Annotated in this window: 20 protein-coding genes; 10 read left to right on the top strand and 10 right to left on the bottom strand. The window is 48.9% G+C overall.

Annotated features, from left to right (window positions below; genetic code table 11):
• Nucleotides 1-10 precede the first annotated feature (10 nt).
• The 4 genes from rpoD to rpsU all read right to left on the bottom strand — a co-directional run bounded on the left by rpoD (nt 11) and on the right by rpsU (nt 5,169).
• Nucleotides 11-1,843 (bottom strand): RNA polymerase sigma factor RpoD, encoded by a 1,833-nt coding sequence (gene rpoD, locus V5J35_RS08315; protein WP_354010804.1) that lies wholly within the window; start codon nt 1,841-1,843, stop codon nt 11-13.
• Nucleotides 1,844-2,161: 318 nt separating this feature from the next.
• On the bottom strand, nt 2,162-4,210 hold the full coding sequence (dnaG, locus tag V5J35_RS08310) for a DNA primase (RefSeq protein WP_354010803.1): 2,049 nt from the start codon (nt 4,208-4,210) through the stop codon (nt 2,162-2,164).
• Nucleotides 4,211-4,359: 149 nt separating this feature from the next.
• Nucleotides 4,360-4,809, bottom strand: coding sequence for a GatB/YqeY domain-containing protein (locus V5J35_RS08305; RefSeq protein WP_354010802.1), 450 nt, complete (start codon nt 4,807-4,809; stop codon nt 4,360-4,362).
• Nucleotides 4,810-4,953: 144 nt separating this feature from the next.
• Entirely contained in the window at nt 4,954-5,169 is a 216-nt protein-coding gene (rpsU, locus tag V5J35_RS08300) for a 30S ribosomal protein S21 (RefSeq protein WP_034839300.1), read from the bottom strand.
• Nucleotides 5,170-5,968: 799 nt separating this feature from the next.
• Between rpsU and V5J35_RS08295 the strand changes: the two genes are divergently transcribed.
• The 5 genes from V5J35_RS08295 (at nt 5,969) to V5J35_RS08275 (ending at nt 9,360) form a co-directional block, all read left to right on the top strand.
• Nucleotides 5,969-6,463, top strand: a complete 495-nt coding sequence (locus V5J35_RS08295; protein WP_354010801.1) for a hypothetical protein — start codon at nt 5,969-5,971, stop codon at nt 6,461-6,463.
• A 91-nt stretch (nt 6,464-6,554) separates the two neighbouring features.
• Nucleotides 6,555-7,583 carry a tRNA (adenosine(37)-N6)-threonylcarbamoyltransferase complex transferase subunit TsaD gene (tsaD, locus tag V5J35_RS08290; protein ID WP_354010800.1) on the top strand — a complete coding sequence of 343 codons (1,029 nt, stop codon included), beginning with the start codon at nt 6,555-6,557 and terminating at the stop codon, nt 7,581-7,583.
• 40 nt (nt 7,584-7,623) lie between these two features.
• Nucleotides 7,624-8,007 (top strand): dihydroneopterin aldolase, encoded by a 384-nt coding sequence (folB, locus tag V5J35_RS08285; protein ID WP_354010799.1) that lies wholly within the window; start codon nt 7,624-7,626, stop codon nt 8,005-8,007.
• A complete protein-coding gene (locus V5J35_RS08280) occupies nt 8,004-8,486 on the top strand; it encodes a 2-amino-4-hydroxy-6-hydroxymethyldihydropteridine diphosphokinase (RefSeq protein WP_354010798.1) in 483 nt (160 codons plus the stop codon). The genes folB and V5J35_RS08280 overlap by 4 nt, the downstream gene beginning before the upstream one ends.
• 145 nt (nt 8,487-8,631) lie before the next feature.
• On the top strand, nt 8,632-9,360 hold the full coding sequence (locus tag V5J35_RS08275) for a hypothetical protein (RefSeq protein ID WP_354010797.1): 729 nt from the start codon (nt 8,632-8,634) through the stop codon (nt 9,358-9,360).
• 140 nt (nt 9,361-9,500) lie between these two features.
• Here the strand turns inward: V5J35_RS08275 and V5J35_RS08270 are convergent, their stop codons facing one another.
• A complete protein-coding gene (locus V5J35_RS08270) occupies nt 9,501-10,631 on the bottom strand; it encodes a tRNA nucleotidyltransferase/poly(A) polymerase-related protein (protein ID WP_354010796.1) in 1,131 nt (376 codons plus the stop codon).
• Between the two features lie 236 nt (nt 10,632-10,867).
• Here V5J35_RS08270 and V5J35_RS08265 point away from each other — a divergent pair, with 236 nt between their 5' ends.
• The 3 genes from V5J35_RS08265 (at nt 10,868) to V5J35_RS08255 (ending at nt 14,390) form a co-directional block, all read left to right on the top strand.
• A complete protein-coding gene (locus V5J35_RS08265; protein WP_354010795.1) occupies nt 10,868-12,079 on the top strand; it encodes an amino acid permease in 1,212 nt (403 codons plus the stop codon).
• Between the two features lie 75 nt (nt 12,080-12,154).
• The gene (locus V5J35_RS08260; protein ID WP_354010794.1) at nt 12,155-12,460 is read left to right on the top strand and encodes a GIY-YIG nuclease family protein; all 306 of its coding nucleotides are present in this window, start codon (nt 12,155-12,157) and stop codon (nt 12,458-12,460) included.
• Between the two features lie 226 nt (nt 12,461-12,686).
• On the top strand, nt 12,687-14,390 hold the full coding sequence (locus V5J35_RS08255; RefSeq protein ID WP_354010793.1) for an AMP-binding protein: 1,704 nt from the start codon (nt 12,687-12,689) through the stop codon (nt 14,388-14,390).
• Between the two features lie 244 nt (nt 14,391-14,634).
• Here V5J35_RS08255 and V5J35_RS08250 read toward each other — a convergent pair whose 3' ends face one another.
• Nucleotides 14,635-14,922 carry a hypothetical protein gene (locus V5J35_RS08250; RefSeq protein WP_354010792.1) on the bottom strand — a complete coding sequence of 96 codons (288 nt, stop codon included), beginning with the start codon at nt 14,920-14,922 and terminating at the stop codon, nt 14,635-14,637.
• Between the two features lie 51 nt (nt 14,923-14,973).
• Here V5J35_RS08250 and V5J35_RS08245 point away from each other — a divergent pair, with 51 nt between their 5' ends.
• A complete protein-coding gene (locus V5J35_RS08245; protein ID WP_354010791.1) occupies nt 14,974-16,044 on the top strand; it encodes a hypothetical protein in 1,071 nt (356 codons plus the stop codon).
• Between the two features lie 258 nt (nt 16,045-16,302).
• The gene (locus V5J35_RS08240; protein WP_354010790.1) at nt 16,303-16,731 is read left to right on the top strand and encodes an H-NS family histone-like protein; all 429 of its coding nucleotides are present in this window, start codon (nt 16,303-16,305) and stop codon (nt 16,729-16,731) included.
• A gap of 195 nt (nt 16,732-16,926) precedes the next feature.
• Here the strand turns inward: V5J35_RS08240 and V5J35_RS08235 are convergent, their stop codons facing one another.
• The 4 genes from V5J35_RS08235 to V5J35_RS08220 all read right to left on the bottom strand — a co-directional run bounded on the left by V5J35_RS08235 (nt 16,927) and on the right by V5J35_RS08220 (nt 20,408).
• Nucleotides 16,927-17,433 (bottom strand): protein disulfide oxidoreductase, encoded by a 507-nt coding sequence (locus V5J35_RS08235; protein ID WP_354010789.1) that lies wholly within the window; start codon nt 17,431-17,433, stop codon nt 16,927-16,929.
• 91 nt (nt 17,434-17,524) lie between these two features.
• Entirely contained in the window at nt 17,525-18,265 is a 741-nt protein-coding gene (locus tag V5J35_RS08230) for a DsbA family protein (protein WP_354010788.1), read from the bottom strand.
• An 18-nt stretch (nt 18,266-18,283) separates the two neighbouring features.
• On the bottom strand, nt 18,284-18,682 hold the full coding sequence (locus V5J35_RS08225; protein ID WP_354016314.1) for a thioredoxin family protein: 399 nt from the start codon (nt 18,680-18,682) through the stop codon (nt 18,284-18,286).
• A complete protein-coding gene (locus V5J35_RS08220; RefSeq protein WP_354016313.1) occupies nt 18,615-20,408 on the bottom strand; it encodes a cytochrome c biogenesis protein CcdA in 1,794 nt (597 codons plus the stop codon). Before V5J35_RS08220 ends, V5J35_RS08225 begins: the two co-directional genes overlap by 68 nt.
• Nucleotides 20,409-20,446: the final 38 nt, after the last annotated feature.

Here is a 20,446-nt window from a genome sequence, read left to right as displayed (position 1 = left end):
CTTCCCGGGCTTATTCGTCCAGGAAGCTGCGCAGGTGGTCGGAGCGGGTAGGATGGCGCAGTTTGCGCAATGCCTTGGCCTCGATCTGACGGATACGCTCACGGGTAACGTCAAACTGTTTGCCCACTTCTTCCAGAGTGTGGTCAGTGTTCATGTCGATACCAAAGCGCATACGCAGGACTTTCGCCTCACGGGCAGTCAGTCCGGAAAGAACCTGGCGAGTAGACTCTTTCAGGCCAGAGCCGGTAGCCCGGTCAATTGGGGACTGAATGGTTGCGTCTTCGATAAAGTCACCCAGATGGGAGTCTTCATCGTCACCGATCGGTGTTTCCATTGAGATAGGCTCTTTGGAAATCTTCAGCACCTTACGGATCTTGTCTTCCGGCATTTCCATGCGCACTGCCAGTTCTTCCGGCGTTGGTTCGCGACCCATTTCCTGCAGCATCTGACGGGAGATGCGGTTCAGTTTGTTAATGGTCTCGATCATGTGTACCGGAATACGGATAGTGCGGGCCTGGTCGGCGATAGAGCGGGTGATCGCCTGACGAATCCACCAGGTGGCGTAAGTCGAGAACTTGTAACCACGACGGTATTCAAACTTGTCCACCGCTTTCATCAGGCCAATGTTGCCTTCCTGAATCAGGTCCAGGAACTGCAGACCTCGGTTGGTGTATTTCTTGGCAATAGAAATAACCAGACGCAGGTTGGCCTCAACCATTTCCTTCTTGGCACGACGGGCGCGGGCTTCACCCAGAGACATCTTGCGGTTGATGTCTTTGATCTGGTTCAGGGTGATGCCGTAATCCTTCTCAATCGCAGACAGCTTTTTCTGGGCGCGGATGATTTCATCACGATACGCCTTGATGTTCTCAGAGTAAGCGGCACTGCCAGCGGTAATCTGGTCAACCCATTCCAGGTTGGTTTCGTTACCCGGGAAAGTCTTCAGGAAGATTTTGCGCGGCATTTTGGAACGGCGTACACACAGCTGCATGATGGCGCGTTCGTTGCTGCGAATGTTTTCCAGGGTGTTGCGGATGCGGAACACCAGCATGTCAAACACACGCGGAACCAGCTTGAGAGGCATGAACGGTTCAGCCATGTCAGCCAGAGCCTGTTTGGCGGCCTGCGTGCCGCGCTCATGCTCAGCCAGAACGCTGATCAGCTGTTCATGCTTTTCCTGCAGTGCTTCAAAGCGTTCGCGGGCTTCTTCTGGGTCCAGGCCGCCTGGTTCTTCGTCCTCGTCGTCCTCGTCGTCTTCTTTGTCGTCGAAGTCGTCCTGCATCTCCTGAACGCTTGGAATAGGCGCTTCTACAGCAGGCGTCTCTTCAGAATCAGGATCAATATAACCGCTGATCAGGTCGGTCAGGCGACCTTCCTCTTCAATAATACGGTCGTATTCATCGAGGACAATTTGTACAGAGCCCGGGAACTGGGACAGAGCCGACATGACTTCACGCAGGCCTTCCTCGATCCGCTTAGCGATCTGGATCTCGCCTTCACGGGTCAGAAGCTCTACGGTACCCATTTCACGCATGTACATACGTACTGGGTCGGTGGTACGACCGGCTTCCTGCTCCACAGCAGCAAGTGCTGCTGCAGCTTCTTCTACCGCCGCTTCGTCGGTTTCGGCTTCTGCCATCAACAGGGTATCGGCGTCCGGCGCTGTTTCGTAGACCGTAATACCCATGTCGTTAATCATGCGGATGATGTCTTCGACCTGATCCGGATCAGAAATGTCTTCCGGCAGATGGTCGTTTACCTCTGCATAAGTCAGGTAGCCCTGTTCCTTACCGCGAGAGATAAGCTCTTTCAGTCGGGATTGTTGTTGCGAATTAGCTGACATATCAACCCTTTAACAGCGAAATAACAGCGAAAAAATGAAGTGCCGGACGAAAAAACGTAAGCAGGCAATTATAGCTCAAAAATCGAGACAAGTTCTACCTGAAGCTTGTAGATGCTCCATAAACGAGTGCTCAATTTTCGCTGGGCGAGGTACCGGAGTGCTTTCCATTGCTAAGCAAGCCATGTGCAAACATGGCACGGTTTCCCCATCCCTGGTGTTGTTAGACCGGATTTATCAGATAATGGTCTATAACTCTATAACGTTGTATCCACTGCACACAGTGAACTTCAAGTATACCCAATAATGGTGTGTGTGCAGTTATTTTTTTGATACTTTCGTTTTATCCTGAGTTGCACCAGTGGTACTGATACCAAGACGTGCTTTATGTTTTTTCAGGAACTCTTCGTATTCGCTGCGTTGTTGTTCGTCCAATTGGTTTGGTTTTCTATTCGCCAGCGTGCTTGAAATCTTGTTTGAAGCCTGCTGGTGTTCCAGGTCCGCCACTTTGTCTGAAATGCGTTTGATGGCTTCCCAGAATTCTCCGTCATCAGGTTCGTGCCCGAGTTCCAGAGTGGCAACCTGCTGTAGTCGTTTACCCTTGTCTGTTCCATACCATTGGGCAATTAATGCGCTGGTGGCCAGATTGGGTTGTTGTTTCAGTGTTTTTAACAGCTCTACCAGTAATACAGTGTCGGCGTCGTTATCCTGTGCCAGTGTATCAATGCATTTTACATCGGAGGCGAGCTGTGGATTACACAGTAAATGTCGTATGGCGTATAGTGAACGACCGACTTTTATCTGTGTCTTCTCTAAAACAGGATCAAAGTTTTTTGTCCTTTTGTCAAAAAAACCTTTTGATTTCTGGTAACTGTATGCGCCCTTTTCTGAAGAGTGCGTAGAGTGTGAATAGTTAAAAGGTTCTTCTGCAAAGCTGCCTGAATGATTTTCCGGATGGTAGTCCGCAAAGTCATTCCCCGACTGGTAATAATGCTCATGATGATCCTGATAGTGGTCATGAGCCGTTTGATCAGCGGGTGCAGCGGTTGGCGCTGTTTTCTGTTCAGCTTCTGTGCTTAAGTGGGCTTCCAGTCTTGATGAGTCCAGCCCGGTCAGCTCTGACAGTTTTTGCAGCAATAGTTGCTTGAAAATGCCATCAGGCAGCTTGCTCAGATAAGGCTGTGCCAGCTTGGTTAATCGAGCCCTGCCATCCATGGTGTGCAGATCCAGACCGTCTTCCAGTTCTTTGAACAGGAAAGTGTCCAGACTGAGTGCCTGATCCTGAATGCGCTGGAGAAACTGCTCTGAACCTTCCTGTCGTACCATGCTGTCGGGATCTTCTCCCTGGGGCAGGAACAGAAATCGAGCCTGTCGTCCGTCCTGCATATTGGGCAGGGTAGACTCCAGGGCGCGCCATGCCGCTCGCCGGCCTGCGTCATCGCCATCAAAACAGAACACGACTTCAGGTACTGTTTTGAACAGGCGCTGCATGTGTTCCAGTGTGGTGGCGGTTCCCAGTGTTGCCACCGCATTGTTGATGCCCAGCTGTGCCAGTGTCACCACATCCATGTAACCTTCCACAACCAGAATGCGTTCCAGTGAACGGTTGCTCTTTTTGGCTTCATAGAGGCCATAAAGTTCCCGCCCTTTGTGGAAAATAGGAGATTCCGGGGAATTCAGGTATTTTGGCTTGGCGTCGCCCAGTACTCGCCCGCCAAAGGCAATGATGCGACCCCGGCTGTCACGAATAGGGAACATAACCCGGTCACGAAAGCGATCGTAGCGGTTTTTGCTCTCTTCGTTTTCAACCAGCATGCCGGTTTTGATCAGCTGCTCTTCTTTCTCGTCGCTGGTGGCCAGCAGGTTTTGCAGGTTGTCCCAGCCTCTGGGGGCGAAGCCGATGCCGAACTGTTTGCAGGTCTGGCCGTCGAGCCCACGCTGCTTCAGGTAGTTGATGACTCTGGGCGCATCAGGGGCTGCTTTCAGTTGTTCCTGATAGTAATCTGAGGCGCGGGTCATCAGTTCGTAGAGTTCGGAGTAATCCGGACGCCGGCTCTGGTGGCTGCTTTGCTCTCTGGGTACTTCCATGCCCTGTGTGCCGGCAAGGTTGTCAACGGCGGCAGGAAAGTCCAGATGGTCAAAATCCATCACGAAGCCAATGGCGTTACCACTGGCGCCGCAGCCAAAGCAGTAGTAGAACTGTTTGTCAGGACTGACGGAGAAAGAAGGTGTTTTTTCTTTGTGGAACGGGCAGCAGGCCGAATAATTGCGGCCGGTTTTCTTCAGTTTGACCCGGCTGTCAACCACGTCGACGATATCGACTCTGGCCAGCAGGTCGTCAATAAATGTCTGTGGAATGCGTCCAGCCATGTAAACCGAGAGAGTAGTAGTTTAAAAAATGGGCGTTACAATTTCCGACATGTGGGGAAATTGTTGCAACAGTGATGCTCTGTGGAAGAGATCACCAGTGAACTCGTTGTAGAACTCGTTATGGAAGTAGTATCGCAGGGTTGCGGGAATCAGCCCAGCAGTTTTTTAACCGACTGACTGATCTGAGCCATATCGGCACGACCCTGAACCTGGGGTTTTACCAGACCCATTACCTTGCCCATATCTTTCATGCCTTCTGCGCCACTCTGGGCAATGGCATCGCGGACAATCTGGTCGATGTCTTCAGTGGAGAGTGGTTCAGGCAGGAAGTCCTGAATGACGGTCAGTTCAAACTGTTCCTGTTCAGCGAGGTCCGTGCGCCCTGCAGACTCGAACTGGGTAATGGCATCGCGGCGTTGCTTGGCCATTTTGTCCAGGGCTGCAAGGGCACGGGTGTCGTCCAGCGACTTTTCGTCTACTTCAATACGTTTCAATTCTGCCAGAGCCATGCGGATAGTTCCCAGGCGAGCCTTTTCGCGGTTGCGCATGGCTTCCTTCATTGCTGAAGTCAGTTGGTCCTTTACTGTGCATTCGCTCATGGTGTTCTCCTGTGTCGATATCCACAAACAGGCATAAGCCTGTCAGGTGCTCAGGTTTCACCTTCAGATGTTGTCACTGACGTGACCCTGAAGGTTAATGCTGAATCATCTTGTAACTGAAGCGGTATTCAGATCGTTACGATCTTAATACAGACGCTCGCGACGACGCTGTTCGCGCTGCAGTTTTTTCAGATGACGCTTAACGGCAGCAGCGGCTTTGCGCTTGCGAACAGAAGTCGGCTTCTCGTAGTGTTCACGACGACGTACTTCAGCCAGGACTCCAGCTTTTTCGCAAGAGCGCTTGAAGCGGCGCAGGGCTACGTCAAACGGTTCATTTTCTTTAACTTTAACAGCAGGCATGCAGAGCTCACCTTCCTAAATATTCGTTGATTCAATAGAAGTTTGCAGCCCGGCATGATACAGCAGCAATAGTGCTTCTGAATACAGTTTTCTGACAACTGTATGAAGCGAAATCCGGTCCGCAAAAATTCAGCGTCTGGTAATCATACCAGTCACTGGATTAGCCGCGTATTTTAAAAGGGTGCGAATTTTATAGCCAATTGCCGGAAAATGCAAAAAACCGGCAATCTGGCGTATTGTCTGTTGCCTCGTGGTAGATGCTGAAAAACAGCCATGTGGAGCACATGAACAGCACTTTTGATCGGTGGAAATGCGATTTGGGGTTTGTCGGGTTTTCGAAAATGTCTGCTGGTATGGGTATAAATCCTGCGGAGATCCTTATTTTTGGGAGGCATTCAATCAAATGTTTGGATGAAAAGGCAACAAAGGCTACTCTTGAACACAAAGTCTTGAACACAAAGCAGGCGTAGAGCAGGCACTGTGGTGAGTTGCCTGAGGGTCAGGTATATGAGTCTGGGTGCTCTGCTCGGTCGCTCAAATGATTGTGATAAAACAACTCTTCACCGGTCGTATTCATAGCAGTTCCCTGAAGGCATTGACTCTCATGCGCAGCATAGCACTGTCGACGAGGTTTTGGTCATGTGCCTTTGTCATACCTTAAGATCGCAGGAGGAGTTGTGCTATGCCTTTCAATTATGTCAGTTTCTGCAGTGGGTGTTCTTTTCTGCATATCTCAACGAACAATGTCCTGTTGCTGGATCGCCAGATCGATGGCACATATTTACAATTAAGATTGATTATGGATGATCGCGAAGTGGCATCTCTCACGCTGGCCGACAAATTTGATGACAACTTGCTTAAAAGAGTAATTATTCGGAATGATTCACAATATCATTATACGATTGAACGTTTATCAGTAGATCCTGATCTTCGGATTGATACTTGTTTAGACGGTTTGATGCTCTCGATAGCACTTCAGGAAGTCAGGATAAATGGTGGGCAAACCTTGTATCTAATGTCTGGAATAGATGAATTATTGTGGCGATATATTAAATATGGCTTCTATCCTGCGCCCGAAAGAGTCAATTTCCAAAATAAGCAGGCAGGCAGAAAAGGCAGGTGGTTCTGGCAAGGAGATCTTGTCATTCCATTTGATGAAAGATATGCAATGTCAAAAAAACATTTTTTATACAAAAGTTTTATTGAAATATCTCTTGGTTATTTGAATGAAGACATAAGCAAAAACTATAAATTCAGAGGGTATCGTGAGAAAAGAGCCCGAGGCTTGCGTTAGGGTTAGATGGTTTCGCTTCATGGCCTATCCAGACCAGATTGGTGATAAACTCGGCACAATTTTATTGAATTCAAGTTTTCAGGAGCTGGTTATGGTCGTTCTCGGAATCGAGACCTCCTGCGATGAAACAGGTATTGCTTTGTATGACAGTCATAATGGGCTTCTGGCCGATGCATTGTACAGCCAGATTGATATGCACACCGAATACGGCGGTGTTGTTCCTGAACTGGCTTCCCGCGACCATATTCAGCGTGTACTGCCTTTAATAAAGGAAGTGCTGGATCAGGTGGGTTTGCAGCGTGAAGATATTGAGGCAGTAGCTTATACCAGAGGTCCCGGCCTGATAGGCGCCCTGATGGTGGGTGCCTGTATTGGTCGTTCCCTGGCGTGGGCGTGGGGGGTTCCCTGTGTTGGGGTGCACCACATGGAAGGTCATCTTCTGGCCCCCATGCTGGAAGACAATCCACCGGAATTTCCGTTTCTGGCCCTGCTGGTGTCCGGCGGCCATACCCAGCTGGTGCATGTGGGTGGCATTGGTCAGTACCGTTTGCTGGGCGAGTCGGTAGACGATGCGGCTGGAGAGGCTTTCGATAAAGTGGCTGCCATGCTGGATCTGGGATACCCCGGTGGCCCCAAAGTATCAAAGCTGGCTGAACAGGGTACGAAGGGACGTTTCCGCTTCCCGCGCCCCATGTGTGACCGTCCCGGACTGGATTTCAGTTTCAGTGGTTTAAAAACCTTTACGTTGAACACCGTGGCAAAATGCCGCGAAGAACGTGGCGATTTTACGGATCAGGACCGGGCTGATGTGGCCAGGGCGTTTGAGGAAGCCGTAGTAGATACTCTGGCTTTTAAATGTCGACGGGCGTTGCGTGAAACCGGTTTGAAACAGCTGGTGATTGCGGGTGGTGTCAGTGCTAACAGACGTCTTCGTGAAGGTCTGGAATCCATGGTGGCAAAAGAAAAAGCAACCCTGCGCTATGCCCGTCCGGAATTCTGTACGGATAACGGTGCCATGATCGCTTATGCCGGCTGTCAGCGACTGCTGGCAGGTCAGCTTGAACCGCTTGAAGTGGCTCCCCAGCCACGCTGGCCGATGGAAGAGCTTGAAGCGGTCTAATACAGTATAATTCTGCTTTTCTGTTTGAAAGGTTCAGGCAATGGATAAAGTTCGTATCGAACGACTGGAAACCGAGGCGATTATTGGTGTTTATGAATTTGAGCATGAAGCTCCGCAGCCACTGGTCATAGACCTCGAACTGGAAACGGATTTTACCAACGCCTTTCGCAGTGATGACCTGAACGACGCCCTTGATTATGAAGCCATCAGTAACAGGGTGCGTGAATTTACCGAAGCTTCCCGCTTTGCCCTGCTGGAAGCTTTGGCGGGTGGCATTATTCAGCTGGTGCTGGATAACTTCCCGGTAGAAAAAGTGGGTGTTTTCATTCGCAAACCTCATGCACTGAAAGGCGCTCTGGCAGCAGTCTCCTGTGAACGTACCCGGGAACAGATGAATGTTCAGAAACTGATGGACCAGTTATGACCCGATATTTTGTTGGTATTGGTTCTAACGAAAATGCCGTGCATAACTGCACGGCAATGATCAGGGCAATTCGCTCTGCTTTCCGACAGGTCTGCGTCAGCAGTATTGTGCAAACACCCGATTATGGTGTAACTGCTCCTGGTGTAGCTGCTCCTGATGTAGCTGCTCCGCATTACCTGAATGCTGTCGTTAGCTTTGAAGCCTCATTGTCGATTCCGGAGTTATACGGCTGGTGTAAAAATCTGGAAAGCCAGCTGGGCAGAACCCGGAATCAGAACGGGGTCTGTCAGGCAGACCTGGATATTCTTCAGCCGGGCAATGTCAGTGAGGAGTTTTTTCAGCCACTGGTTTTGCAGTTGCAGGCTTTTCTGAAGGGCGAAGACTCCGGTGTGGGCCTTGAGAAGGTATCTTTACAGCTGGATGAGCAGATGATCGTTGGCGATGCTCCCTGTTATCTCTTTCAGGCTGAGCCTGTCTGAACCTTCTGACCTCCAGGAGGTTGTCGGACTTAAGACTGTCCTACTGCGGTTGCAATAAATTGGTCTGAAAATCCTTGCAATCCTCGCTACGGACGCTTAAGTCCGACAGGCTCGTAAAGTGAAAAGCTTGATGCTTGAATAGATAATGTCTGCTTATCGTATTGTTGAAGTGGTGTTGGTTATGCTTAAAACATTGCGGCAAAGAAGGGAGATATTCAGTGATAGAAATACGATTCTTTTGACCAAACCCCTTCTTTTTCAGAATACGACCTTAATAGACGAAGCCATTCTTTCAACTCCGGACAGCAGTGGTGAACGCCGCTTTTACGGTTTTACTTTTCGGCCGGACGAGTCAGACATTCCTGATACTTTTAGCAAAGGATTTTTTCCGAAATATATCCAGTGGGTTGATGGGGGAATGAGGGATATGTCTCTCCCCAAAGACTGTGCATTTCAGGGTTCTGGTACTATTGAATCTTATGTTTGTCATTATGCAGCCATTCAGTGCGGGCTTTATAGCAATATATATCTGATAGATATCAGGGCATTTGGAGGAATTGTTCGAGCTCCAAATTTACGTTCTTCTCTCAGACGTGGAATGGTCAATCCCCGCTACGACGGTTACCAGTCGGGCGATGGTGCTTTTCGTCAATTCCCCATTACTAAAGAAGTTTACAGGCTGGAAACTCTTAACCCTGTTCCTGGTGAGAAGGTTGTGGGGGTAGTAACGGTGGCAAGTCCTCTTTTTTCTCCTGGCGGGCGTACACCCGCAGAGAGGCTTAAACTTCACGTCAATCCGGATTATGAGGGAAAAATGGACGGAGCCAGAGCCGTTGCAGAGCGCTTCAACGGAGGCGGATGGGTCGTCGTTTAGAAGCTGACGCATCCATTAAAGCTTTAACTTGTCGTCTAATTCCCAATCCGGTATCAAGCTTGATATAAGGCCGCCGATAGTGGCAGCCAAAACCATCAGTGGGCGTCCACCCGGTAGCCTGTATGATTTTTTATGGTTAACTATTTCAATGCCTGCCTCAGTGCCTTCAGTCGAAGCTGGCGGAGTTTTTCTCCAACGGCTTTGCCTTTTATCCCCTGTGCAACAATCTCTCTGGCATTAATGGCATTGCATTGCCTTAACAGGGCAAAGAGTTTGTCCTGGCTTGATGCCGGGAAGCCCAGCCCTTTAGCCTGAGCAATAAAGCCCGCTGCTGCTATGAACTCTTCAAACCGTTCAGGGCGGCGCAGGGCATCTGTTGCTTCGAACAGGTTCATGACCTTTTCTGCGGTTGGCCTGCTAAGAATGTCCGGCACTTCGTGAGCCTGCTGGTACACCAGCAGGGCGAGTTCACAGTAAGAGGACGGGAAACGCATACGCTGAAAAAATGGCTTAAGGCTGGCTGCTTCGGTTTGCTCATTGGCGGCAAACAGGCAGGCAAAACGCACTGGCTCAGACGCATTCTGTTCAGCAGCCCGCTGCAAAGCGGCAAGGCAGTGGGATGATCCCAGTAAAAAGGGTTGCCACTCTTTCAGTACTGCGCTCAGGGCATTGCAGCTCATCAGGGTCAGAAAATAGATTTCAGGGCGCTGCTCCATCAGGGCTCTGGCGGTTTCCTGCCATACCCGCTCCGGCACCAGGTAGCTGGCTTCACCAATACTCACCATGTGTGCCATCAGCGACATCGTATCTTCCGCGATAGTAAATCCCAGGTCGGCAAAACGGGCGGCAAAACGTGCTACCCGAAGAATTCTTAAAGGATCTTCCTGAAAGGCGGGAGAGACATGCCTCAGCAGTCGTTGTTGTAAGTCCCGTTGACCCTGATAAGGGTCGATAATGTTACCTTCTGCTGACTCTGCCATGGCATTGACGGTGAGGTCCCTGCGGATCAGATCCTGCTCCAGAGTCACGTCCGGGTCAGTATGAAATGTAAAACCGGCATAGCCATGCCCGGACTTTCGTTCTGTTCTGGCTAAGGCATATTCTTCTTTGGTCTTTGGGTGCAGAAAAACCGGAAAATCCTGTCCGACCGGCTGAAAGCCCTGCTGCAGCATTTCTTCAGGTGTACTGTTTACCACCACCCAGTCACGGTCTTTTACAGGCAGTCCGAGCAGTTTGTCCCTGACAGCACCGCCCACCAGATAAATGTTCATAGAGTTCAAAAGTCCTGGTTTCAGGTGTGTGATTTGAGCAACACACCTCAATACGTAATGGATTAATGGTAACGGATGAAGTGTTGAGGCAATAGATATTCTCTTGATTTGAATGCTGCAGAGAGTGGCTCTTATGGGTTTTTTATTAATAATTATTTTTATTCACTTTGTTTCTTAACTGATTCAGCTGCTATTTTGTAGGGTTATTACTTCAGTCATGCGAACCAGTTATAAGAATGAAGAGTCAAACGTTAGGTAGTGCTTTGCTGATTGCTGGCACATCCATTGGTGCCGGTATGCTGGCGCTGCCTATTATCTCTGCTCTTACAGGGCTGTGGGAGGCGCTGGTCCTGATGTTCATTACCTGGTTGCTGGCTGCCTATGGAGGGTTGCTGATTGCAGAAGCCTGCAGAGCCTGCCCGGGGACTGAAAACCTACATGGCATGGTTGGCCTGTTGTTAGGGCGAAAAGGTCAGGCTGTTGCTGTTATTGCCATGCTGTTTCTCTATTACGCACTTTGCGCAGCCTATATTGCCGGCGGGGCTTCACAGCTTAACAGCATATTGATGAGTGCAGGCATGAAGATGCCCTACTGGGGGGCGGTTGTTCTGGTGACATTTGTTGTTGCTATTGTTGTACTGGTAGGAACAGCCTTGGTGGATGTCTGTAACCGGGTGATGTTTGTTTCCATGTTACTGCTGATGATGGTGATACTGGTCTCTTTATTTCCCCATGCCCGGTTTGAAAATCTGACTATTGAGAGTGGCTCTTTTCCTGTGCTGCTGGCTGCTCTGCCTGTGCTGTATACCTCATTTGGTTATCATGTCGTGGTACCCACGGTGGTTGGCTATGTGCAGGGATGCCCGGCAAAGTTCAGCAAGGCGCTGCTGATTGGCAGTGTTTTGCCTTTTGTCCTCTATGCCTTCTGGAGTGTTTCGACGGTTGGTGCTTTGTCATCCACCACGGTAACTAGTGTGGCAGCGATGCCGGATTCCGTCAGCAATCTTATGTCTGCAGTGGGTCAGGTGTCTTCTGTTAGCCACTTCAGTCTGATGATCAGCGTGTTTGCGGCATTTGCCCTGGCAACGTCGTTTCTGGGGGTGGCCCTGGGACTGTTTGATTACCTGTCAGAACTTTCCCATAACAGTCACAGCGGTTTAACCGGAAGGATTCGGGCCATTTTGCTGACACTGCTGGTTCCCATGCTGGTGGCTATTTATTATCCCGATGGTTTTATTCTTGCCCTGGGCTATGCAGCGATAGCATTGATAGTGCTGGCTGTCTTTTTGCCTGTTCTGATGGTTTGGAAAGTTCGCCGCCTGCACATGGAAGAGCCTTATCAGGCCCCCGGAGGGAACATTGGCCTTGGTATTGCCACCATGGTCGGTGTACTGGTGGTGGCTGCACAGATTGGTGTTTCTCTGGGGTTTTTACCTCTGCTGGGCTGACGACAGTTGATTTGTACGCTGACGGTTCCGGGCTGGTCTGTTACATTGACAGCATCCGCTAATTGTCAGGTACTTATGAACTGGTCTGTTTACATCATTATTGCCAGCGATCATTCGCTTTACACGGGAATTACAACCGATATCTGTAGACGCTGGAAGCAACACAGCAGCGGCGCAGGTGGTGCGCGCTATTTTCGAGGACGCCAGCCTGCGTTACTGGCGTACTTTGAACCCGGTCATAATCGCTCTACGGCTTCTAAACGGGAAGCAGAAATTAAAAAGTGGTCAAAGACAAAAAAACAGGCGTTGTTACGTTCCGGTAGCAATCAGGTCTCATTATGGGACAGTATGTTGCCAACGGGATTTCCGGGAGCGGAATAACGGATGGCAGAAATGGGCTTATGCTGAACGGATGTCGGCTGCCCGCTATTATACGGCTATAAATCGTTATTCTACTGTCGTATGCTTAAATGAGCATTAACGGCTGTTTGCCAGATGATCATTGCAACAGCACAATAATAACAATTATGCAGTGCAGGCTATGTACCTGAGCAGGCTCCGCAGAGTCTGAGCCTTTAACAATAATGATAATAATGAGAGGTGCTTCATGGAGGCCAGTTTCTGGGAAGGTAAACGAGCTCCCGGTATTGAAGACGCAATTGATCTGGGAAAATATCGCAACCTGGCAGACCTGATTAATACATCGGTCAGGCGGTTTGCTGACCGGCCTGCCTATACCTGCATGAATCAGACCCTGAGTTATGCAGAAATCAATGAACTCAGTAATGGTTTTGCGGCTTACCTGCAAAAGCACACGTCTTTGGAGCCTGGTGACCGAATTGCGATTCAGTTGCCTAATGTTCTTCAGTATCCAATCGTCGTTTATGGTGCCATCAAAGCGGGGCTGGTTGTTGTTAATACCAACCCTCTTTATACCGCCAGAGAAATGCTTCATCAGTTTAATGATTCGGGTGTAAAACTCCTGGTTTGTCTGAATACAGTCGGACATATTGTTGAAGAAATTCTGCCGGAAACCGGCCTTGAGCAGGTCATTGTCACCGAACTGGGAGATTCCCTTCCCTGGATGAAGCGGTTACTGGTGAACTTTGCTGTCAGGCATGTCAAAAAGATGGTACCCAAATACAGCCTTCCTGAAGCCGTGGCATTTAACGATGTCATGATGAAAGGCATGATGGCGGACTATTGCCCGGTTTCAGAGAGTCAGCAGGATGATCTGGCTCTGCTGCAGTACACCGGCGGTACCACAGGGGTCGCGAAAGGGGTCATGCTGACGCAGAAGAACATTATTGCGAATGTATTGCAGGCATCGGCTCTGCGCCACCAGGTGGATCAGGAAGGCAGGCTGATCTCAGACCTGCGAGGTGATATTGTGGTTGCGCCTCTGCCTCTCTACCATGTCTATGCATTCACTGTGCATCTGTTTTCATTTTTTGAGCTGGGGGCTCACAGTATTCTTATCCCTAATCCCAGGGATCTGGATAGCCTGATCTCTGCTCTGCAACCCTGGCAAATCAATACATTTATTGGATTGAATACGTTGTTTGCCGGGCTGTTGAATCACCCCGAATTTCACCGTCTGGATTTTTCCGGGCTGGCAGTCACCAATTCTGGGGGAACAGCACTGCAGGAATCGGTTGCCAGACAGTGGCATGAAGTGACGGGCTGCCGGATTTCCGAAGGTTATGGTCTGACGGAGGCAGCCCCCATTGTGGCTGCCAATCCGGCAGGTGAGCTGACGCAGCTGGGAACGGTTGGCCCTGCGTTATCGTCAACCTCTATCAAGATTGTCACTGGTGATGGCGAAGAAGCGAACACAGGAGAAGCTGGCGAGCTGTGTGTAAAAGGCCCGCAGATCATGAAAGGCTACTGGAACCGGCCTGAAGCCACGGCGGAAGTTCTGGATACTGAAGGCTGGCTGCATACCGGTGATATTGCGGTGATTCAGGAGGATGGGTATATCCGTATCGTGGATCGCATTAAGGATCTGGTGATTGTGTCAGGCTTTAACGTCTATCCCAATGAGATTGAGAACGTTGTCTCCCTGCACGAAAAGGTCGATCAGTGTGCTGTCATTGGTGTACCTGATGAAAAAGCAGGTGAGGCGGTTAAACTCTTTGTGGTTACGTCGGATAAGTCCCTGACAGAGCAGGATATTCGAGACTGGTGCAGCCAGCAGCTCACTAGTTATAAAGTACCTAAATACATAGAGTTTCGTCAGGAACTGCCCATGTCTGCGGTGGGTAAGGTGCTGCGCAAACAGCTTCGGACAGAAGAGGTGTCCTCGGGCTGATTCAATGAAAATCAGGCTGAAATTATTGATTTCGGCTTGATTTTATCCAAATTCCCGGCAATGCAGAGCAGGCTATAAATTTATCATCTGGCGGGAACTGTTTGCCTTTTAAACATTCTCAATGAATCGGGTCATTAGAGGTTATTCCAGTTCGCCCCAGACGATTGATCCACTTATTTATTCAACAGGAACTGAAAAACGGTTTTAGAAACTAACTCTCCTGCAACAGGGTGTTGATCGGTTATTAAAACGGATCGTTTAAAATGCCACTGGAACAAAGCTCATTCTCTTCTAGACTCTTTTCAGATAAACCGCAGGGATAATTGCATGCACTATGCAATATAACTTCCAGTTGCTTATTACTTTTGGCTGCGCCAGCAAGGTTTATACCAATCGGTTTAGCGGCTTTCAGGTGCAAACAGCTGTGGCGTTTTTTCACTATGAAAATGCAGCTTTCCCAAGCGCTGTAGGCACTACCATGTTTCGAGGGGAGCTGCATTTTTCGCTCATGGCTGTTTTGGGAAGAATACATTGTTGTCCCCAAAATCAGCTCTGGTCAGAACAGGCTAATGGGAGGTAATTTGTGAAAAAAACAGTTTGGGCGACAGGCCTGTTTGCGGCACTGATAACAACGGGGGCCTGGTCCTTGCCGCTAGAGCAAAAGCGTGTTCGACCGGATGTGGACAGCTACATAGAGGATGCGGACAGCTTCGGAGATATTGTCATGGAGGCTGCTGAAAACATTCAGGCAACCGAAGCAAGTCAGGGTCTGGCTGGGCTTAAACCAGATATGGAACTGGTTGAGCGTGGAATATTTGAATGCACATACCACGACAATGAGACGACTTCGACCAATAAAGTCCTTATTCGTGGTACTGACAGTTGTGGTTTTCTGGATGCTAATGAGGATTATGAACCAAAAAGAAAACGTGTAGCCAGCTATGTGAACTCCCATTTAGAAGTATTTCAGCCTGAGAAAACCAGTTGCTTTGCAGTTCAGTCAAGAGCAGAAGACAAGGGGCGCAAAAATAAGCTGTCGGAATATATAGAACAAATGGATCAGTTGCCTTTAAGTCAGGAGGAAATATTTCAGCTTCAGGATGAATATCTGCAAAGTGCTATTAATGCTGAAAAATTCATTAAGACAGAACTACATGGTGAGATACACTATCAAAAGACCCTGCATAACGAACAGCTCTGTAACATGCTTCTAGTGACTGAAGATGAAGCTGGTCAGTCAAATGTAGGTGTCCGAAGCTGTACCCGATCCTGTCTCAATGGTATCGGTATGCTTGTCAAGTGGGCAGGAGGCTGGATTTGGTATGGTGCTAAGCAAGTGGCTCCTCCGGTATATGTTGGCTATCTGACTAACTGGGTTACGACAAAACCGTTCTGGGACACAACCACTGATAAGATTATGTTTGGTGAATTTGCCCCCAATGTGACGCACCATTCAGGCGGTTTGTACGGTGCTTTGAATAAAAGAATTACCACCACGCCCATTGGTACGCCCAACACTGTGAGTGATTATGGTATGGCATTTGGTGCGGCGTTTCTTTTTGTGATCAGATCAAAAGTAATCGCAGCGCTTGGCGCAATGTACGGTTACGCATTGGGTAGGGCAATGGCTCCACAGGCTGTAAAAACGAACTAAAATTAAAGCCGTCTTATAATTGAATGGGTGAATTGAGAATGAGTTGGGAATACAGAATATTTTGTGTTCCCAATTCAGGTTATAGTTCTGATAAGTAAAAAATAAAAAACTTCATTCACTGGATTGATGTTGAAGCAATAATAGCTTTTCATTTATCGATATCCTCATAAATACAATCAAACTTGTTTGCATCTATGAGGGGCTGTGATAAATTTCGCCACTAGAAATTTTTTGTCCCTGGTTATTGGTCACTTCACAATGAATATTTTTGAAGAATCCCTGAGTGTTCTGAAATCCAAAGTACAGCTGCGTAAACTGTTTCAGGATATGCACGTAGAAGACATTCAGCGTGTAATTAGCCGTATTGAGAGCATTTACGAAGAAAAGCTGGACGCTCAAAAGGAAGTAGAGCAGGAGCAACAGCGCAAGCGTGAAGCGATTGAGGCTGTTTTGAAAGAAATGCAGGATAAAGGTCTGGATATCGGTGATCTGGCTGTTGTGGGCAAAGGTACTGAGTCTAACCGTAAAGGTAAAACCCGTCAGCGTTACCAGTTTGAATACCAGACTGAAGACGGTACTGCTGTAACCTGGGAAGGTGCAACCACTGGCCGCATTCCTGCTGAGTTTTCTGCTTATCTGGAGCGTACAGGCAAAGAACGTAAAGACTGCATCGTTACTGAGCTGTAAGTTACTGAGCTTTAATAGCATCCCGGTTTTTAACGCTGAATGTGTGCTTGAAAAGTCTCGCACATCATACAGGATAGAAAATGGGTGTCAGTCTTTAGAAAGGAAGGCCCTGAGCCTTCCTTTCTTTATTGTACTGCCTGAAAAGTACTGTCTGAAAAATGAATAATTATAAATAATAAAACAGCATTACTGGTTTTAACGGTTGAGATACAATCGGGCTAATAGCCCTGGTTTTGTTGTAACCCCTGTTAAAACGGACTTTATTTCACCATCCCTGACTATGAAAAACGATGGTGTGACGCTGATCGCCCAGTTTCTGCTGATAATTCCATCATCATCGTTAATGACTGGCATCTTTAAATCCTTAGCCTTCAGATAGGCAGCAATGCGCTCGTCTGTACCTGATGATAAGGCAATGGTCATGACATGAAAGTTCTCGCTGTCTGACAGGTCGCTGACCGCAGGACTTGTCCACTGGCATACCCTGCACCAGCTGGCCCAGAAGTAGACCAGCACCGGTGCTGATTTTGACAGCTCATGCAGATCGACGGCTTTGTGGTTAAGGGTTTGGGCTCTGATCTGTGGTGCCAGTCCTGTCGGCATATCTTTCTGCAGATACAGGTTGTAACCGGTAATAACAACCCCGGCAAAAAAAACGGTCAGAAAGAGTTCAATGATCCATTTACGTAATTTTGGGCTCATAGTTTTTTGCTGAACATAGTGCTTTGCTGAACATAGTGTTTTGCCGGGTTAGATGCCTTTGTCTGAGCAATTATATCAATTGCCTGGTCTGTCAGTTCAGTCGAGACTTGATTTTTTCAGACAGCTGCTCAGCATTGGTAAAACCACCTAATACTTCGTCAGCAAAGACCATGGCAGGTGTACCCCTGATACCCAGTTCAGAGGCCAATCTGATGTTGTTGTCGACCTTTGCCCTGATGTTGGTATCGACTTTCTTTTTCAGGGCTTCAGCATCCAGCCCTTCGGCTTTTAAGGCGGCGGCAATGGAGGCACTGTCATGTCCGCCCGGTTTGGACATCAGGCGCTGATGCAGTTTCTGGTAAATATCCGGGTGGTTCGCATGGGCAGCCAGCACCAGTTCTGCGGCTTCTCTGGATGTCTCCCCTAAAACCGGGAGTTCTTTGTAGATGACTTTCAGGTCAGGGTATTGTTTGACCATCTGTTCCAGAACCGGGTCCTGACGTTTGCAGAAGCCGCAGTTGTAATCTGCAAAGTACACCATAGCTAACTTACCCTTTGGATTGCCAATAAACGGGTCACCGGGGGTGTTAAACAGCTCATCTTTTTTTGCCTCAAGGCTGGCTTTCCGGGCATCTTCCTGTGCCTGCAACTCACGGTTACGAAGCTCGTTAATGGCTTCGACCAGAATGTCCGGATTTTCGACCAGTGTCGAACGAATCAACTCCCGAACCTGTTGTTGCTGGTCAGCGTCCAGGGGGGCTGCCTGCAGGGAGGAGGGGGCTGTTGCGGTGGCTGCTGCCACCAGCGTTATTGTAGAAAACAGTTTTTTCATTAAATTATCCACTATATATCATTCTTCAGCCTGACTGCTTGTCAGAGCATCCAGTACGGTGTTGTGATCAAGTAAAACGGGTAAGGCAATGCCTTGTGGTGTTTCTGGTCCGTAGATTTTGTTAAACGGCACACCAAATCGGTTGTTCTGCTGCAGGTAGCGGTTTACCTTGTCAGAAGGTGTCGTCCAGTCACCACGCATCAGGACGATTTGTTCATCCTTCAGGGCTGATAAAACCGGGTTGCGATCCAGAACCCGCATCTTGTTTGCTTTGCAGGTGACGCACCAGTCCGCAGTGATATCGACAAATACGGTTTTGCCATCACGGATGTGTTGCTGGATGGCAGCACTATCCAGTGTTTGCCAGTCCAGGCTTTCTGAAGGAGAAAAGAGTGCCGTTGATAAAGGCGTTGTCACTCTGTCTGTCCAATGCCAGACAAATGCGATCAGCATGGCTGCAAGCAGACTGGTGCCTGCTCTTAATCGTTGCTTTGCCCTGAAAAAAGGTTCCAGAAGCAGGATAAGTAAAAGTGATGATCGCAAAAAACATCACCGCAAACTGCCAGACAGAACCCAGATGAGCGTTTAACAGATGAACCAGCCACAGGGTTGTTGCTATCAGAAGGACGGCCATTATCCGGCGAAGCTTGATCATCCAGGGGCCAGGTCTGGGCAGCCATGACAGCATTGCAGGAAAAATGGCTACCAGAATATACGGCACTGCCAGACCAATGCCCATGGCAGAAAAAATAGCAAACAGGTGAATCGAGTCTGTTGTCAATGCAAAGGCTACCGCTGTCCCAAGGAAAGGGGCTGAGCAGGGGGTTGCCAGCAGAGTGGCAAACATGCCCTGCACAAAATGCCCTTTCAGATTATTGCTGCCAGTGGTAGCGAGTCTGGTATTCAGGGAAGAGGAAAGCTGGATTTCAAAGGCACCCAGCAGGTTGGCTGCAAACAGTCCGGTAACAACCGCCATAAAGCCAATAAACCATGGATTCTGGAACTGGATACCCCAGCCCAGGTTATTACCCGTCCATTTCAGCGCCAGTAGAAACAGGGCCAGTAACCAGAAAGACACCAGAATGCCAGATGCCGTACTCAGAAACTGCCAGCGGACCACTTTCCTGTTTTGTCCGGTTGCCTGAACAACGGACGACAGTTTCAGCCCAAGCACAGGCAGAACACAGGGCATAAGGTTGAGAATGAAGCCGCCCAGCAAGGCAAACAGAACCATCACCATAAAGGGTGCCTGTTGTGAGGGAAGCTCTGTAACGGGCTGGTTGCTGATGATGATAGCGGTTTCAGTTGCCTGCTCGCCATTAATCAGTGTGACATTGACAGACTGCTGGTGAAGATCAATATCGCCAAGCCAGCTGCTGGCTGTCATGAAGGCTTGTAATTGTGTTCCTTCTATTCGAAGTTCTGGTTCGGAAAAGCTGATGTCCTGCAGGCCATCAAGAATAATATCCGGTTTCTGCCACCCATCCGGTGAAGAGGCAGTGACGACCACGGTGCTGTCCGGTGTTCTCCAGTTAACAGATTCTATGACCTGACTTTTTGCCGCCGGGTTTTCCATAGAATGCGTTTCAGGTACTTTCGACAGGGCCTTATCAATTAAAAAAGCGGCTTCGGAGTCCGGTTCAAGCTGACCAGGGATAAAAGACGTCTGCACAGGAAAGTCACTGAGTACACAAATGGTGGTACAGGACGATAGCCTGAGAATACCATCCAGCGTGACAGGCTTGTTCGGGTCATTGACGGTAATCAGTAACGGGAAAACGACACTGTCCTGATATCCAAGTGTCTGTATTCCAAGCAGGTCAAAACGTTCCGGAACGGGCCAGAGCCATTGTGTGTCGACAACGTTGTGGTTTGTCTGCCAGTGAAAGGCAGGAGGAATACCGGCTTCACCCGGTGAGCGCCAGTAGGTTTTCCAGGGCGAATCCAGCTCTACCTGTAATCCTGCAATGACCTGGTTTTCAGCCTTATTAAGTTCCCCTGAGAGCAGCAGTCGAATTTTGGCACTGGGCTGCTCCGAACTGAAAATCCAGTCGGTTGTATTCGCCTTCAGGTTGGCAGAGGTTAACATCAGGCAAACAGACAGCAGCCGGAATATCGTTAAAAATGTATTTCGGTAAAGCATAAAACGGATCGCTGGTTTTATATTGACCTTATCAGAAA

Origin of the sequence: Endozoicomonas sp. NE40, from assembly GCF_040549045.1 — a bacterium.
GTDB classification, from domain to species: domain Bacteria; phylum Pseudomonadota; class Gammaproteobacteria; order Pseudomonadales; family Endozoicomonadaceae; genus Endozoicomonas_A; species Endozoicomonas_A lisbonensis.
The sequence above is the reverse complement of the archived record's forward strand: the minus strand, read 5'-3'. Positions and strand labels throughout refer to the sequence as shown.